At 65.3% G+C, this 15049-nt stretch carries 15 protein-coding genes; 5 read left to right on the top strand and 10 right to left on the bottom strand.

All coding sequences use genetic code 11. From position 1 onward, the window contains the following. Nucleotides 1-147 precede the first annotated feature (147 nt). Both K3F49_RS36785 and K3F49_RS36780 read left to right on the top strand, forming a co-directional pair. On the top strand, nucleotides 148-381 hold the full coding sequence (locus tag K3F49_RS36785; RefSeq protein ID WP_234685751.1) for a DUF6894 family protein: 234 nt from the start codon (nucleotides 148-150) through the stop codon (nucleotides 379-381). Nucleotides 382-390: 9 nt separating this feature from the next. Then, a complete protein-coding gene (locus K3F49_RS36780) occupies nucleotides 391-567 on the top strand; it encodes a hypothetical protein (protein ID WP_234685750.1) in 177 nt (58 codons plus the stop codon). Nucleotides 568-706: 139 nt separating this feature from the next. Here the strand turns inward: K3F49_RS36780 and K3F49_RS36775 are convergent, their stop codons facing one another. Then, a complete protein-coding gene (locus K3F49_RS36775; RefSeq protein ID WP_234685749.1) occupies nucleotides 707-1480 on the bottom strand; it encodes an enoyl-CoA hydratase-related protein in 774 nt (257 codons plus the stop codon). Nucleotides 1481-1609: 129 nt separating this feature from the next. On the opposite strand from K3F49_RS36775, the gene K3F49_RS36770 reads away from it, so the two are divergent. Further along, entirely contained in the window at nucleotides 1610-3199 is a 1590-nt protein-coding gene (locus tag K3F49_RS36770; RefSeq protein WP_234685748.1) for a gamma-glutamyltransferase family protein, read from the top strand. Here the strand turns inward: K3F49_RS36770 and K3F49_RS36765 are convergent. Genes K3F49_RS36765 through K3F49_RS36750 form a run of 4 tightly spaced genes read right to left on the bottom strand, consistent with a single transcriptional unit; the run spans nucleotide 3196 to nucleotide 6658 of the window. Next, nucleotides 3196-4479, bottom strand: coding sequence for an NAD(P)/FAD-dependent oxidoreductase (locus K3F49_RS36765; protein ID WP_249795096.1), 1284 nt, complete (start codon nucleotides 4477-4479; stop codon nucleotides 3196-3198). The genes K3F49_RS36770 and K3F49_RS36765 overlap by 4 nt on opposite strands. A 13-nt stretch (nucleotides 4480-4492) precedes the next feature. Further along, a complete protein-coding gene (locus K3F49_RS36760) occupies nucleotides 4493-5224 on the bottom strand; it encodes an amino acid ABC transporter ATP-binding protein (RefSeq protein WP_234685747.1) in 732 nt (243 codons plus the stop codon). Next, on the bottom strand, nucleotides 5221-5874 hold the full coding sequence (locus K3F49_RS36755; protein WP_234685746.1) for an amino acid ABC transporter permease: 654 nt from the start codon (nucleotides 5872-5874) through the stop codon (nucleotides 5221-5223). The genes K3F49_RS36760 and K3F49_RS36755 overlap by 4 nt, the downstream gene beginning before the upstream one ends. A 25-nt stretch (nucleotides 5875-5899) precedes the next feature. Then, on the bottom strand, nucleotides 5900-6658 hold the full coding sequence (locus K3F49_RS36750; RefSeq protein WP_234685745.1) for an ABC transporter substrate-binding protein: 759 nt from the start codon (nucleotides 6656-6658) through the stop codon (nucleotides 5900-5902). A 161-nt stretch (nucleotides 6659-6819) separates the two neighbouring features. Here K3F49_RS36750 and K3F49_RS36745 point away from each other — a divergent pair, with 161 nt between their 5' ends. After that, nucleotides 6820-7476: a helix-turn-helix domain-containing protein gene (locus K3F49_RS36745; RefSeq protein WP_234685744.1), complete on the top strand. Its 657-nt coding sequence runs from the start codon at nucleotides 6820-6822 to the stop codon at nucleotides 7474-7476. A gap of 173 nt (nucleotides 7477-7649) precedes the next feature. Here K3F49_RS36745 and K3F49_RS36740 read toward each other — a convergent pair whose 3' ends face one another. Both K3F49_RS36740 and K3F49_RS36735 read right to left on the bottom strand, forming a co-directional pair. Then, nucleotides 7650-8915: a D-amino acid dehydrogenase gene (locus tag K3F49_RS36740; protein ID WP_234685743.1), complete on the bottom strand. Its 1266-nt coding sequence runs from the start codon at nucleotides 8913-8915 to the stop codon at nucleotides 7650-7652. A gap of 70 nt (nucleotides 8916-8985) precedes the next feature. Continuing rightward, nucleotides 8986-10314 carry an aspartate aminotransferase family protein gene (locus K3F49_RS36735; protein WP_234685742.1) on the bottom strand — a complete coding sequence of 443 codons (1329 nt, stop codon included), beginning with the start codon at nucleotides 10312-10314 and terminating at the stop codon, nucleotides 8986-8988. A gap of 149 nt (nucleotides 10315-10463) precedes the next feature. On the opposite strand from K3F49_RS36735, the gene K3F49_RS36730 reads away from it, so the two are divergent. Continuing rightward, entirely contained in the window at nucleotides 10464-11012 is a 549-nt protein-coding gene (locus K3F49_RS36730; RefSeq protein ID WP_234685741.1) for a cupin domain-containing protein, read from the top strand. Nucleotides 11013-11057: 45 nt separating this feature from the next. Here the strand turns inward: K3F49_RS36730 and K3F49_RS36725 are convergent, their stop codons facing one another. Genes K3F49_RS36725 through K3F49_RS36715 form a run of 3 tightly spaced genes read right to left on the bottom strand, consistent with a single transcriptional unit; the run spans nucleotide 11058 to nucleotide 14858 of the window. Further along, a complete protein-coding gene (locus K3F49_RS36725) occupies nucleotides 11058-13313 on the bottom strand; it encodes a xanthine dehydrogenase family protein molybdopterin-binding subunit (protein WP_234685740.1) in 2256 nt (751 codons plus the stop codon). Continuing rightward, nucleotides 13306-14364, bottom strand: a complete 1059-nt coding sequence (locus K3F49_RS36720) for an FAD binding domain-containing protein (protein WP_234685739.1) — start codon at nucleotides 14362-14364, stop codon at nucleotides 13306-13308. Before K3F49_RS36720 ends, K3F49_RS36725 begins: the two co-directional genes overlap by 8 nt. Then, nucleotides 14361-14858, bottom strand: coding sequence for a (2Fe-2S)-binding protein (locus K3F49_RS36715; RefSeq protein WP_234685738.1), 498 nt, complete (start codon nucleotides 14856-14858; stop codon nucleotides 14361-14363). Before K3F49_RS36715 ends, K3F49_RS36720 begins: the two co-directional genes overlap by 4 nt. Nucleotides 14859-15049: the final 191 nt, after the last annotated feature.

The raw sequence follows: 15049 nt of genomic DNA, 5'->3' as shown, positions 1-15049 counted from the left end.
AACATCACCCGCCTGTGATCAAACCCGCGGGGCTCTTCGTGCCGACCAATCCCCGTAGATTCCCTTACCGGGCTCATCCCGAATTTTTTGCGAATGCTTCGGGTGGTATCCGTTTGCCGTCCCGACCGCTCCCTACAGGAGGCGCATATGGTCCAGGTCTATTTTCACTGCTCCAATACCGACGGCACGCTGATCGATCGCAACGGCGCCGCAGTAGCCAGCCTGACCGAGGCGCGTGACCGCGCCGCCCAGATCATGCAGTCGATGATCCTGACGCCCGGTGCTGAAGACTGGCGCGACTGGGTGATCCATGTCAGCGGCTCTGACGGCGAGGATCTTTTCGATCTCCCCTTCACCGCCATGCTCGGCAAGCCGCATTGAGGTGATGCCGTGCTGTTCGCTTCCTTGACCCTGTTCCGCCAGCCCTTCACCTACGTTGCCGCCAAATGGCAGAAGCTGGTGCGGATCGCAGGCAACCCCTACCGCCCCGAGCTGCACTACATGCGCGGCCCGGGTCCGAAATGGCACGCCAAATATCAGGCCAGCCGGCTGAACCGGGGGCTGTGACCTCCGCGGCTTTGCCGCTTTCCAACTGACCGGTCTCTCAACTCGTCGTGCCCGGGCTCGTCCCGGGCATCCACGTCTTTGCCCAGCGCGGAAGAACGTTGATGGCCGGGACAAGGCCCGGCCATGACGGCAGAGAGGGTCACCGCCCCGTAAACTTCGCCTTGCGCTTCTCGACGAAGGCCTTGCGGCCTTCGACGGCATCGGCGCTGGTGCGGATCGTGGCTTGAAGCTCGATCTCGCGGCGGAACTGCGCCTCGTAGCTCATATGCTCGCTCTCCTCGACCAGCGCGCGCGTCGCGACCAGGGCGCGGGTCGGGCCATCGGCGAGACGGCGCGCCAAGGTCAACGCCTCCTCCATCAGCTTCGCATCGTCGACGACCTGCCGCACCAGGCCGATCTCCTGCGCGCGCTCGGCCGTGAGCGGCTCGTTCAGGAGCATCAGTTCGAGCGCGCGCTGCCGGCCGATCAGCCGCGGCAGCAGCCAGGTCGAGCCGAGATCGGGCACCAGAGCGATACGACTGAACACCTGGATGAAGCTCGCCGACCGCGCCGCAACAATCATGTCACCGGCCATCGCCAGGCTGAAGCCGCCGCCGGCCGCGACGCCGTTGACGGCAACGACGACAGGCACGCGGCATTCGCGCAACGCCTTGAAGGCCGGCCAGTAGAAGCGCATGACGCCGGCCGTGAGGTCCTCGCCCAGCGCTCCCGCCGCCTTCAAATTCTGTCCCGAGCAAAAACCACGCCCCGCGCCGGTGAGAACCAGCGCACGGACATCCTCATCCGCACTCATCTCGGCGACGACGACGGCAAGCGCACCGAGCAGGTCCGGCGTCATCGCGTTCAGGCTTGCCGGCTCGTCGAGCGTCAAAATCCCGACGGCGCCATCCCGCGCCTGTTTCACACCTGCCATGTCGCGTCTCCCTTTCGATGTTCTCGTTGCCGGCAATGTGCCATTGTTCGCGCGCTCCGCCAATTGCGGAGCTCCGACGTCAGCGCAACGACTGAATCAAGAAGACAACTGAAGACAGAGTTCAGCGACATGCCTCATCAATTCAGCCTCAACCAAACCGTCCGCAAACCCGCCGTCACATCCAGGGGCGGCATCGTGGCCTCGCAATCGCGGCGGGCGGCCGAGGTGGGAGCGCAGGTGCTGGCAGCGGGCGGCGATTGCGTCGACGCGATCGTGGCGACCACCTTTGCACTGAACGTGCTCGAGCCCTGGAACAGCGGCATCGGCGGCGGCGGCGCGATGGTGCTCTACCGCGCCAAGGAAAATCGCTACGAGGTGATCGACTATGGCATGAGCGCGCCGCAGAGCGTACGCGCCGCCGATTATCCCATCACCGGAGACCGCGTCGCTACCGACCTGTTTCCGTGGCCGCGTGTCAAGGACGACCGCAACGTTCACGGTCCCGGCGCGATCGCCGTCCCAGGCGTTGTCGCCGGCATGGAGGAAGTTCACCGTCGATACGCCAGGATGTCGTGGAAAGAATTGGTCGCTCCGGCAGTGGCGCTCGCCGGCGAAGGCCTGCTGGTCGACTGGTGGACCGAGCTGACGATCGCGGGCTCGGCGGCGGATCTTCGGCGCTATCCCGCGAGCGCAGAAATGTTTTTGAAGGACGGCCTGCCCCCGAGCCCGCCCTGGAGCATCGAGGCCGAGATCCGGCTGCCGCAGGACAATCTGAAGGCGACGCTGTTGCACCTCGCCGAGACCGGGCCGCGCGACTTCTATCAGGGCGATCTCGCCAAGAGCATCGCGTCTGACGTCAAGGCCGATGGCGGCTCGCTGTCGGTCGAGGATCTCGCCGCGTTCCGCGCCCATCTGCGCGAGCCGCTGGCGATCCCCTATCGCGGCGGCAAGGTGCTTGCGACGCCGGAGCTTACCGCCGGGCCGACGATGGCGCACGCGCTGCGCCTGTTGCAACAGGGTCTGAAGCCGGCGGGCACGCCGGATGCCGCCGCCTATGCCGAATATGCCGCCGCCCTGCAGGCGGCCTTCAGCGAACGGCTCAAGGACATGGGCGATGCCGACGGCAAGCGCTCGCTCGGCGCCGAATATCTGGCACCCGCCTGCACCACGCATTTCTCCGTGGTCGACCGAGACGGCAACATCGCCGCGGTGACGCAGACACTGCTCTCATCCTTTGGCTCGAAATATGTGACGCCGCACACCGGCATTCCCATGAACAACGGCATCATGTGGTTCGATCCGACTCCGGGCACCACCAACTCGCTCGCCCCCGGCAAGCGCTGCCTCACCAACTACACGCCCGTCATCGCCGAGACCAAGGACGGCAAACGTCTCGCGGTAGGTGCCTCCGGCGGCCGCCGCATCCTGCCCTCGGTGCTGCAGCTCGTGTCCTTTGCGATGGATTTCGACATGGACCTCGATGCCGCCATCCATCAGCCCCGCATCGATTGCAGCGAAGGCGCGATCGTGCTCGGCGACACGCGGCTGCCGGCGGATACCCGGAAGGCGCTTGCCACACGGTTCGACTATCGGGAAACACCGGTGCAGACCCTGCCGATGAAATTCGCCTGCCCGAGCGTGGTGATGCGTGACGGCGACATCAATTCCGGCGCGGTCGAGATCTTCCAGCCCTGGGCCGACGCGGTGGCTGAGAGCTAGATCCCCAGCCGGTCACGGACACGGCCGGCAATCACGGCAGTCGTCACGCCGACCGGCCAGAACGCATGCATCGGGATCGGCTTGATGCCGGTGACAGGCATGTCGATCTCGGCCTTGGCACCGCCGATCAGCCGGCGCGCGAGCTGCGCGCCCATCGCGGTCGAGAGCGCGACGCCGCGGCCGTTGCAGCCGAGCGAGATCAGGATGTTTTCCGCGGGCTCGTGCACGTGCGGATAATGATCCTTGGTGATCGCAAGCCGGCTGTTCCAGCCATGGGTCCAGGTCACGCCCTTGAGCTGTGGCCATAACCGCTCGGCGTAGCGCATGAGGTAGGCGACGTCGTTCGGCGAATTGATCCAGCGCATCGGGCCACGGCCGCCCATCAGGAGGCGGTTGCTCTGGTCGATGCGGTAATAGACGGTGATGTGGCCGCTCTCGTACAGCACCGGGCGCGTCGGCATGATCGCGCGCGCGACCTCGTCCGACAGCGGCGCAGTAGCGGCGATCGACGAAAACACCGGCACGATGGTGCGGCGGAGCGCCGGCCAGAGATCGTCCGTAAATCCGTTGGTGGCGAGCAACACCTTGTCGGCATGCACCACCGCACGCGGCGTCTCGATGCGCCAGCGGTCGCCCTCGCGCCGGAGCGATAGCGCCGGCGTCTCACCGTGCACCTTCGCGCCTGTGGAGATCGCGGCACGCGCGAGGCCACGGGCGTAGCTGAGCGGATGCAGATCGCCACCACGCGCGTCCAGCATGGCGCCGATGTAGCGATCCGTGCCGGTCATCTCGCGCAACTGCTCGCGGTTCAGATACGACACCGGCATGCCGCGGCGGATACACTGCTGCGCGGTCTTTTCGATCGCGGCGGCGCTGGCCTCGTTGTAGGCCGCGCGCAGCGTGCCGTTCTGCCGCGCTTCGCAGGGGATCTGGTAGCGGCGGATCAAACCATGCGTGAAGTTTGTCGTGCCATAGGAGAACGCGATCATGCGGCGGCCGAGCTCAGCGCCGAAATCGGCCTCGATCTGATCGGCATCGTGCTTCAGGCCGGGATTGGTGTGGCCGCCATTATTGCCTGACGCGCCCCAGCCCGGCTCCTGCGCTTCCAGCACCAGCGCCTCGACACCCTGCTCCGCCAGATGCAGCGCCGTGGAAAGCCCCGTGTAACCACCGCCGACGATCGCGACGGAGACGGTCTTGTCCGCATCGAGTGGCGGCGTGGCCACCGGCGCGACGGCGGTCTCAGCATAAAGCGAGGGCGGCAGTGGCTGGCGCGTCATTATAGGAGTCCGGTCAGAGCGGATGCAGCACGCGGCGCAAAAAGTCCTGCGTGCGCGGATGCTGGGGTTGGTTAAGCAGCGTTTTGGCCGGCCCCTGCTCGACGATCACGCCGCCATCGATGAACAGCACGCGATCGGCAACGTCGCGGGCAAAGCCCATCTCGTGGGTGACGACGACCATGGTCATGCCGTCGTCAGCGAGCTTGCGCATCACGCCGAGCACATCGCCGACCAGTTCGGGATCGAGCGCCGAAGTCGGCTCGTCGAACAGGATCGCCTTGGGCTGCATCGCCAGCGCCCGCGCGATCGCGACGCGCTGCTGCTGCCCCCCGGAGAGCTGCGGCGGATGCGCATCGGCCTTTTCGGCAAGGCCCACCTGGGCAAGCAGCGCGCGGCCGCGCTCGAGCGCCTGCGTGCGCGGCTCCCTCTTCACGAAGAGTGGACCTTCGACGACGTTCTCCAGCACCGTCCGATGCGGGAACAGGTTGAAGCGCTGGAACACCATCGAGACCTGGGTACGGACCTTCACGATGGAGGACGCATCGCGGTCGACCTTCAATCCCTCGACGCTGATCTCGCCGCGGTCGTAGCTTTCGAGCCCGTTGATACAGCGCAGGATCGTCGACTTGCCCGAACCGGAAGGGCCAATGATGCAGACCACCTCGCCCTTCTGCACGGAAGCCGTGATGCCCTTGAGCACCTCGTTCTGGCCAAAGCTCTTGTGGACGTCTTTGAGCTCGATCATTTCTTGCCGGCCCGCTTCTCGAAGTGACGGACCAGGAGGATCAGCGGAATGCTCATGGTGAGATACATCAGCGCCACCATCGTGAACACGTTGGTGTTCTTGAAGGTCGAGGACGCGATCAGCTTGCCCTGAAGGGCAAGTTCGGCGACCGTGATGGTCGAGGCCTGCGAGGAATCCTTCAGCATCATGATCATGACGTTGCCGTAAGGAGGCAGCACGATGCGGACCGCCTGCGGCAGCACCACGCGGCGCATGGTCAGCCACCAGCCCATACCGATCGACTGCGCCGCCTCGATCTGGCCCTTGTCGATGGCCTCGATGCCGGCGCGGAAATTTTCGGCCTGATAGGCCGAATAGGCGATACCGAGCCCGAGGATCGCGGCCTGCAACGCCGACAACGTGACGCCGAGATCGGGCATCACGAAGTAGAGATAGAACAGTAGCACGATGATCGGGATGCCGCGGATCACGTTGATCAGGCTGGCGCTGAGCATCGACAGCACCTTGATGCCGGAGACCCGCATCATCGCCCAGATCAGGCCGAGCACCGTCGAGAGCAGCAGCGAGCCGATGGTGACGATGATCGTCAGCGCGACGCCGCTCATCAGGATCGGGAAGAACTCGGCGGCGTCGTGCCAGAAGCCTTTCATCGGCTAGCCTTCGAAGAACCTCTCATCAGCCCTGTGCCTTCAAGCCCCATTTGTCGAGGATCTTGTCGATGGTGCCGTTGGCCTTGAGCTTTGCCAGCGACGCGTTGATCTTGCCGAGCAGCGCGGCCTCGCCCTTGCGGACGCCGATGCCGACCGAGCCGACGGTGACGGGCTTGTAGCCGTCGACGAGGCGCACCTCGGGGAAGCCACCCTGCTTCAGATTATAGGCCAGGATCGGATAGTCGGCGTAGCCGGCCTTGAGGCGGCCGGTGTTCACGTCGCGCAGGATGTCGGGGATGGTGTCGTAGGCCTTGACGTCGGCGAACAGGCCGGACTTCTTCAGCGCGTCGACAAAGGCGGTGCCGACCTGGGCGCCGACCGTCTCGCCTTTCAGATCGTCCTGCGTGGCATAGGCCTTGGTGTCGCTCTTCGGCACCACCAGGCCTTCGCCATAGGTGTAAATCGGGTCGGAGAAATCGACGACCTCCTTGCGCGGCGCCGTGATGAACATCGCGGCCGCGATGATGTCGATCTTGCTCGAGGTCAGCGACGGGATCAGCGCCGAGAACTGCATCGGCTCTATCTGCACGTTGAAGCCGGCATCCTTGCCGACTTCAGTGACGAGATCGACCATGATGCCCTGGATGGTGTTGGTCTTGGTGTCGAGGAAGGTGAAGGGGATGCCTGTCGGCGTCGAGCCGACCTTTAGCACCTGCTGCGCAGAAGCCGGCGCCATAGCGCAAAGTGCGAGCGCCGCGACCGCGGCCAGACCAAAACGCTTCATCGCATTCCCCTTTGGGTCCGGCCGATGCCGGCGCTCGCAAGTCCTTATCGCAGACGTTGCGGGCCGAGCCGTTTCAGCCTATTTTCACCAATATGAAAATTTGGTCACACTTTCGCGGATGACGCAAGCGGTTTTCATGCACATGAAGGAAGCGGTTTGACGTGAGCGGTGGCAAAAGAATACGCAAACCGGCCGCCGCAAGGCCGGTGAAGAAGGCCAAGGCCATCGCGACGCCCGCGGAGCCTGCAATGGACGTTGCAGTCGGCCGCCGCATCAGGGATCTCCGGCGCGTCAGGCAATTCTCACTCGAGACGGTCGCGGCGCGCACGGATTTGTCGATCGGCTTTCTCAGCCAGATCGAGCGCGGCCTGTCGTCGCCGTCACTGCGCGTGCTGGCCACGCTCGCCGACGTGCTGGGCGTCGGCATCGCCGCGCTGTTCGGCGCGAGCCCGAGTGCCGACGGCACATCCGATCAGGTGGTGACGCGCGGATCGCAACGGCCTGAGCTCAAACTCTGGCGCACCGGCGTGTCAAAGCAGTTGCTCAGCCCTGCGAGCGTCGACAACAATCTCAACTTGTTCCTGGTGCATCTGGAGGCCGGCGGCTCAACCGGCGACGAGCTCTATACCCATGACGGCGAAGAGGCCGGCCTCGTGCTCGAAGGCGAGATGATGCTGACGGTGGACAGCGAAACGTGGTCGCTGAAGACGGGCGACAGCTTTCGGTTCGCGAGCCGAAGGCCGCACCGGTTTTCCAATCCGGCGCGGAATGCGAAGGCCGTGGTGCTGTGGGTGAATTGCGTGACGGGGGCGGGCTGAAGTCTCTTCGCTCCGCGAGCACAACGCCTGTCCCGTCATCCTGAGGTGCTCGCGCAGCGAGCCTCGAAGGATGCACGGCCTCCGATGCATCCGGGCCGTCGCCCTTCGAGGGCCGCTGAAGAAGCGGCCACCTCAGGGTGACGGTGATGGAATGAGCGGTGCGAAAAGATCGCTCAGCCAAACCGCTGTTGATACCGGTCCACCGTCAGCGCGCTCACATCCACCTCCGGCTTCTTGCCCGACAGCATGTCCGCAAGCACACGCCCCGAACCGCAGGACATGGTCCAGCCAAGCGTGCCGTGGCCGGTGTTGAGATGGAGATTTGCATACTGCGTGGGGCCGATCACCGGCGGGCCGTCCGGCGTCATCGGGCGCAGGCCGCTCCAGAATGTCGCCTTGGAAAGATCGCCGCCGCGCGGGAACAGATCGGTCAGAGAGTGATCGAGCGTGGCGCGGCGGGCCTCGTAGAGCTTGGTCGAGAAGCCCGAGATTTCGGCGGTGCCGCCGACGCGGATGCGATTGCCGAGACGCGTGATCGCGACCTTGTAGCTCTCGTCCATCACCGTCGATTCCGGCGCGCCGGAGGCGTCCTTGATCGGCACCGTGATCGAATAGCCCTTCACCGGGTAGACCGGCAAGGAGATGCCGAGCGGCGCGGCCATTCGCGATGAATAACTTCCGAGCGCGAGCACGTAAGCGTCGGCCTGCAACATCCCGGCACTGGTCGCGACACCGCTCACGCGCGCGCCATCGGTGACGATGCGGTCGATGCCGGTGTTGAATAGGAAGCGCACGCCGAGCGCTTCGGCATGCTTGGCCAGCGCCTGCGTGAACATGTGGCAGTCGCCGGTTTCGTCCTGCGGCAACCGAAGCCCGCCGGCGAATTTTTCCTTGACGCTCGCCAACGCCGGCTCGACCGCGATGCAGCCCTCGCGGCTCAGCACTTCGTAAGGCACGCCATATTGCTTGAGCACCGCGATGTCCTCGCCGGTGCTGTCGAGCTGCTGTTGATAGCGGAACAGCTGCAGCGTGCCCTGCGAGCGTTCGTCATATTGAATGCCGATGTCGCGGCGGAGATTGCGCAGGCAGTCACGGCTGTATTCCGCGATCGGAATCATCCGGCTCTTGTTGACCGCATAGCGCGCGCTGGTGCAGTTGCGCAGCATCTTGAGCAGCCAGACCCACATGACGGGATCGAGCTTCGGCCGGATCACCAGCGGGCCGTGCTTCATCAGAAGCCACTTGACCGCCTTCACCGGCACGCCGGGGCCGGCCCAGGGCGAGGAGTAGCCGGGCGACACTTCGCCGGCATTGGCAAAAGAGGTCTCCAGCGCCGGTTCGGGCTGACGGTCGACGACCGTCACCTCGTGGCCGGCACGGGCGAGGTAGTAGGCAGAGGTGACGCCGATGACACCGCTGCCGAGGATCAGAACTTTCACGCTTGGTCAAACTCCCGCGGCATCACGCTCGCCGCTGCAAGGAAACAACTCGCAACGGCGAGAGCAATTATCAGGCCACCCGCTTGATGGCATCGCCCAGGATCGACACGATGTCGTCGATGTGGCTCTTCTCGACGATGAGGGGCGGCGACAGCGCGAAGCTATCGCCGCTCATGCGGAAGTACAGCCCGCGATTGAAGCAATCGACCATCACGTCGTAACCACGCGCGCCAACCGTGCCGTCACGCGACGACAGCTCGACCGCGCCCATCAGGCCGCAATTGCGGATATCGACGACGTTGGGCAGGCCCTTCAGCGAGTGCAGCGCATCGCGCCAGTATTCGGCGATCGAGGCACCGCGCGTGAGCAGGCCCTCGTCCTTGTAGATGTCGAGCGTCGCGATACCGGCGGCGCAGGCGGTCGGATGCGCGGAATAGGTGTAGCCGTGGAACAGCTCCATCTGATTCTCCGGACCGACCATCATGCCGTCGTGAATCTTGCGGCTGGCGAACACCGCGCCGCAGGGAATGGTGCCGTTGGTGATGCCCTTGGCCGTCGTCATCAGGTCCGGCGTGACGCCGAAGAAGTCGGCAGCGAACGGCGTGCCGAGGCGGCCGAAGCCGGTGATGACCTCGTCGAAGATCAGGAGGATGCCGTGCTTGTCGCAGATCGCGCGCAGGCGCTGCAGATAGCCCTTCGGCGGCGGCAGCACCGCGGTCGAACCCGGCACCGGCTCGACGATGACGGCAGCGATGGTCTCGGCGCCATGCAAGGCCACCAGACGCTCGAGATCGTCGGCAAGCTCGGCGCCATGCTCCGGCTGGTCCTTGGCGAAGGCGTTACGGCCGAGATCGTGGGTGTGGCGGATGTGATCGACGCCCGGCAGCAGGGTGGCGAAAGCGCGGCGGTTGGCGACCATGCCGCCGACCGAGGTGCCGCCGAAGCCGACGCCGTGATAACCGCGCTCGCGGCCGATCAGGCGGGTGCGGCTCGCCTGGCCGTTGGCGCGATGATAGGCGAGCGCGATCTTTAGCGCGGTATCGACCGATTCGGAGCCGGAGTTGGTGAAGAAGACGCGATCAAGGCCCTTCGGCGCGATCTCGGCGAGACGCTCGGCGAAGTCGAACGCCAGCGGATGGCCCATCTGGAAGGACGGCGCGAAGTCCAGCGTCATCAGCTGCCGCTCAACCGCAGCGGCAATCTGCTTGCGGCCGTGGCCGGCATTGACGCACCAGAGGCCGGCGGAGCCGTCGATCACCTTGCGGCCGTCGACGGTGGTGTAGTGCATGCCCTCGGCCGAGGAGAACAGGCGCGGCGCCTTCTTGAACTGACGATTGGCCGTGAACGGCATCCAGAACGAGTCGGTCTTGATAGTGTTCGGAATCTGATGAAGGGTCACGGGCCACGCTCCTTTGCTGACAGGATAGCAGAGCCACGGCTTCGATAGCGCAACAAGTCCTTTTCTGGTGACCTGCAAGCCATTGATTTCACTGGGGCAGCCGGTCCATATTTGCGCGATCCGCAACACCTGCAACAGGGACCAGGGGCATGAGCGTCGACATCGGTGGACGGCTGCGATTCATCCGGGCGCGCCACAAGCTGTCGCAGCGGGAACTTGCCAAGCGCGCCGGCGTCACCAATTCGACGATTTCCCTGATCGAATCCAACCAGATGAACCCGTCGGTCGGCGCGCTCAAGCGCATCCTCGACGGCATCCCGATGGGGCTCGCCGAATTCTTTGCGCTCGAGCCCGAGACGCGGCGCAAGATCTTTTATCGCTCGGAGGAGCTGACCGAGGTCGGCAAGAAGCCGATCTCGTATCGGCAAGTCGGCGACAATCTGTTCGGCCGAACCCTGCAGATCTTGAAGGAGCGCTACGAGCCCGGGAGCGACACCGGGCGCGTGCATCTCGTTCATGACGGCGAGGAAGGTGGCATCGTGATTTCAGGAAAGCTCGAAGTCACCGTCGAGGACGAGCGTCGCATCCTCAATCCTGGCGATGCCTATTATTTCGAGAGCCGCCGCCCCCATCGCTTCCGCTGCGTCGGCGGCAAGCCGTGCGAAGTGATCTCGGCCTGCACGCCGCCGACATTCTGAAGCGGCGGGCGGAGGTCGTCCCACCACCCACCGCAGCAGTCAAAGCTACTTCAGCAACTCCTCGATCCTGATCGGGAAGTGGCGCACCCGTACGCCGGTCGCGTGCCAGACGGCATTGGCGACCGCGCCGGCGCTGCCGGTGATGCCGATCTCGCCGACGCCCTTGATGCCGAGCGCATTGACGTGCGGATCGTGCTCCTCGACCGTGATCACGTCGAGCGGCGGCACATCGGCATTCACGGGGATATGGTACTCGCCAAGATTGGCATTCATGATCCGGCCGCTGCGGCGGTCGGTGATGGCCTCCTCATGTAGCGCGAAGGACATGCCCCAGATCATGCCGCCGAACAGCTGGCTCTTCACCAGATGCGGGTTGACGATGCGCCCCGCAGCGAAGGCGCCGACCATGCGGGTGACCCGGATCTGGCCGAGTTCGGGATCGACCTTCACTTCCGCGAACACCGCGCCATGGGCATGCATCGCATACTCTTCCATCGCCGCCGGATTCGGCGCACCGGTGCCGCGGGCCTCGACCTCGGCGACGCCGGCACGCGCGAGGATCTCGGTGTAACTCTCGCTGCGGCTCTCGTCGTCGCGCCGGATCAACCGGCCATCGCGCGCGATGACACCGGCATTGCCGGCGCCGAACAATGGCGAGCGCTCATCGTTGGTGGCGAGATCGGCGAGTTTTGCGATTACGGCTGCGCCCGCGCTGTGGATCGCAGCACCGGCCGTTGCCGTGTGCGCCGAGCCGCCGGCGATGCCGGCATCAGGCAGGTCGGACGTTCCGGCCTTGAACGTGACGCGATCGATATCGAGCCCGACTGCATCGGCTGCGATCTGGGCCAACGCCGTCCATGCGCCCTGCCCCATGTCGTGCGCGCCGATCTCCATCGCTCCGGTGCCGTCACGGCGGATCGCGGCGCGGGCTTCAGCCTGGAACATGAGCGCGGGGAACGTCGCAGTGCCCATCCCCCAGCCGACCAGCAGTCCGGCATCATCGCGCACCTGTCGCGGCTGGAGCGAGCGCTTCGCCCAGCCAAAACGCGCCGCGCCCTGATCGTAACAGGCGCGCAACGCTTTCGAGGAAAACGGTTTCCCGGTGATCGGCTCGACCTCGGCATAGTTCTTCAGCCGGAAGGCCAGCGGATCCATACCGCAGGCCCAGGCCATCTCGTCGATCGCGCTTTCCAACGCAATCGATCCCGTCGCTTCGCCCGGCGCCCGCATGAATAGCGGCGTGCCGGTGTTAACGCGTACCGCGTCGTGCGAGGTGCGGATCGCGGGCGCCGCATAAAGCGTGTGCGACGCATCGGCGGCCGGCTCGTAAAAATCGTCGAACGTGCTCGACACGGTGCGCGCATGGTGATCCAGCGCTGTCAGGCGCCCCTCGCCGTCGGCGCCGATGCGCAAGCGCTGACGCGTCGGCGCGCGATGGCCGACCGGGCCATACATCTGCTCACGACGCAGCACGAGCTTGACCGGCTTGCCGACCAGCTTTGCGGCCATCAGGCCGAGCACGGGAGGGCCGGCCATGAGTCCCTTGGAGCCAAAGCCGCCGCCGAGGAACGGGCTGCGGATGTGGATCTTGTCAGGTGCGATCCCAAACAATTCGGCGATGCGTCCGAGCGACAGCATCAGGCCCTGGGTCGGCATGTCGACCGACAGATTGTCGCCGTCCCAATGGGCGACGATCGCATGCGGCTCCATGGCGTTGTGATATTGCGGCGGGGTCTCGTAAATCGCATCGATCTTCTTGTCGGCCGAGGCAAGGCCCGCCTCGACATCGCCGCGATGATTTTCCGTGGGATTGCCGACACCGACAACCGGCGGCACGAAACTCTCGCCGGCATCGAGCCCGACGAGCGCGGGCAGCGTCTCGTAGCGCGGCGCCAGCAGCACGGCACCTTCCGTCGCCGCCTCGAGCGTCTCGGCGATCACGACGGCGATGGGCTGGTTGGCGTAGCGGACTTCTTTATTCTGCAGCACCTCCATCCGGAACACGAAGGGATTGGTCTTGATCTCCGGATCGATCGCGAGCTGCGGCTTGTGATCCGGCGTCATGACGTCGACAACGCCGGGATGACGCTTGGCCGCCGCGACATCGAGCGAGGTCACGCGGCCATGCGCGATGCTGGACACGGCCATCACCGCAAACAGCATGCCGGGCGGATGATTGTCGGCGGCGTAGGTGGCCTGTCCTTTGACCTTGAGCACACCGTCGCGGCGGGTCAGCGGCTGGCCGATGCTCGAGCCGTGGCGGAGATGGGCGGGAGCGCTGGTGAGATTCAGCTCAGGCATGGATGATGGCTCCAGACGTCGAAGCAAGGGGGGATGCCGGCAGTGCGGGGATACGCGCGGGCGTACCGGCTGCGGCCAGGGTCAGCGCGCGCACGACGATACGGCGTGCGAGTTCAATCTTGTAGGCGTTGTCGCCGGACGGCTTTGCTTCGGTGAGCGCGCGCCGGGCGGCCTCCTGGAAGGCATCCGTCGTTGGCGCGACGCCTCTCAGCACATCTTCCGCGGCGCGTGGACGCCAGGGCTTTGCGGCGACGCCGCCAAGCGCAAGCCGCGCCTCCGCGATCTTGCCGTTCTCGATCCGCAGCGCCGCCGCGGCCGAGACGATGGCGAACGCGTAGGAGGTACGCTCGCGAACCTTGAGATAGCGCGCATGCGCGGCAAAGCCGCGCGCCGCGGGTGGCAGGCGCACGGCGACGACGAGGTCGCCGGGCTCGAGCACGGAATCACGCTCGGGCGCATTGCCGGGCAGGCGATGCAGTTCGTCGAGCGCGATCTCGCGACGACCGTTCCTGCCTTCGATCTCGACGATGGCGTCGAGCGCCACCAACGGCACGCAGAAATCGGACGGATGCGTGGCGATGCAGTTCTCGCTCCAGCCGAGCACGGCATGCGTCCGGTTCTCGCCGTCGCGAGCGTCGCAGCCGCTGCCGGCCTCGCGCTTGTTGCAGCGGCTGGCGGTGTCGTAGAAATATGCGCAACGGGTCCGCTGCAGCAGATTGCCGCCCACGCTCGCGGCGTTGCGCAGTTGTGCCGACGCGCCGGAGAGCAGCGCTTCGGCCACGGCCGGGTAGGACTTTGCGAAGTTCGCGTCATGCGCGAGATCGGCGTTGCTGACCAGCGCGCCGATCCGCATCGATCCGTCGGCGAGAGTCTCGATTTGATCGAGCCCATCGAGATGCGTGACGTCGACCAATCGATCCGGGCGACTGATATTGCCCTTCATCAGGTCAAGCAGATTGGTGCCGGCTGCAAGATAAGTGGCGCCCGGCTGGGCGGCCGCAGCAACGGCCTCGGCAACCGTGGCGGGCCTGACATAGTCGAACTGTTTCATGCGGAGCGCCTCTGGCTGGATTCGTCGGCACCGGCCTGCGCCTCGAGCACGGCATCGACGATGCCGGCATAGGCGCCGCAACGGCAGAGATTGCCGCTCATGCATTCGCGGATGCGTTCGGGATCGTTACCGGCCTGAGCTTCCTGCATCATGCCGATGGCGCTCATGATCTGGCCGGGCGTGCAGAAGCCGCACTGGAATCCGTCATGGGCAATGAAGGCCGCCTGTACCGGATGAAGCTGGTCACCGCGCGCAACGCCCTCGATGGTGAGGATATCGGCGCCGTCATGGCTAATGGCGAGTGCGAAGCAGGAATTGATGCGCTTGCCGTCGACGAGAATGGTGCAGGCACCGCATTGGCCGCGGTCGCATCCCTTCTTGGTTCCGGTGAGATGAAGGCGCTCACGCAGGAGATCGAGCAGCGTAACGCGCGGATCGTCGAGGACGAAATCGCGCCGCGCACCGTTCACGGTGAGGCTGATGGAGTGGTTCATATAAGGCTCCGATCAGATATGGACATGGCTCATCGCCCGGCGCACCACCTCCGTGGCCGCCGTCGATATCGCACCGCCCGGACGTGGATCCAGCCCGGCACAGGACGAAGATACGGAGGACCCCTCCGGTTAACAAGGGCCGCCGAGAAATATTTGGAATTCGTCGAAAGCCCGTGCGCAGCCAACGCGGT

Origin of the sequence: Bradyrhizobium monzae (assembly GCF_021458635.1) — a bacterium.
Lineage (GTDB): Bacteria > Pseudomonadota > Alphaproteobacteria > Rhizobiales > Xanthobacteraceae > Bradyrhizobium.
This window is presented reverse-complemented; position numbering and strand designations above follow the sequence as displayed.

Coding starts and splice junctions, on each gene's coding strand:
- K3F49_RS36750 (WP_234685745.1), bottom strand. CDS start 6,658: ATGAAGCGTTTTGGTCTGGCCGCGGTCGCGGCGCTCGCACTTTGCGCT.
- K3F49_RS36730 (WP_234685741.1), top strand. CDS start 10,464: ATGAGCGTCGACATCGGTGGACGGCTGCGATTCATCCGGGCGCGCCAC.
- K3F49_RS36755 (WP_234685746.1), bottom strand. CDS start 5,874: ATGAAAGGCTTCTGGCACGACGCCGCCGAGTTCTTCCCGATCCTGATG.
- K3F49_RS36715 (WP_234685738.1), bottom strand. CDS start 14,858: ATGAACCACTCCATCAGCCTCACCGTGAACGGTGCGCGGCGCGATTTC.
- K3F49_RS36760 (WP_234685747.1), bottom strand. CDS start 5,224: ATGATCGAGCTCAAAGACGTCCACAAGAGCTTTGGCCAGAACGAGGTG.
- K3F49_RS36765 (WP_249795096.1), bottom strand. CDS start 4,479: ATGACGCGCCAGCCACTGCCGCCCTCGCTTTATGCTGAGACCGCCGTC.
- K3F49_RS36720 (WP_234685739.1), bottom strand. CDS start 14,364: ATGAAACAGTTCGACTATGTCAGGCCCGCCACGGTTGCCGAGGCCGTT.
- K3F49_RS36770 (WP_234685748.1), top strand. CDS start 1,610: ATGCCTCATCAATTCAGCCTCAACCAAACCGTCCGCAAACCCGCCGTC.
- K3F49_RS36775 (WP_234685749.1), bottom strand. CDS start 1,480: ATGGCAGGTGTGAAACAGGCGCGGGATGGCGCCGTCGGGATTTTGACG.
- K3F49_RS36785 (WP_234685751.1), top strand. CDS start 148: ATGGTCCAGGTCTATTTTCACTGCTCCAATACCGACGGCACGCTGATC.
- K3F49_RS36725 (WP_234685740.1), bottom strand. CDS start 13,313: ATGCCTGAGCTGAATCTCACCAGCGCTCCCGCCCATCTCCGCCACGGC.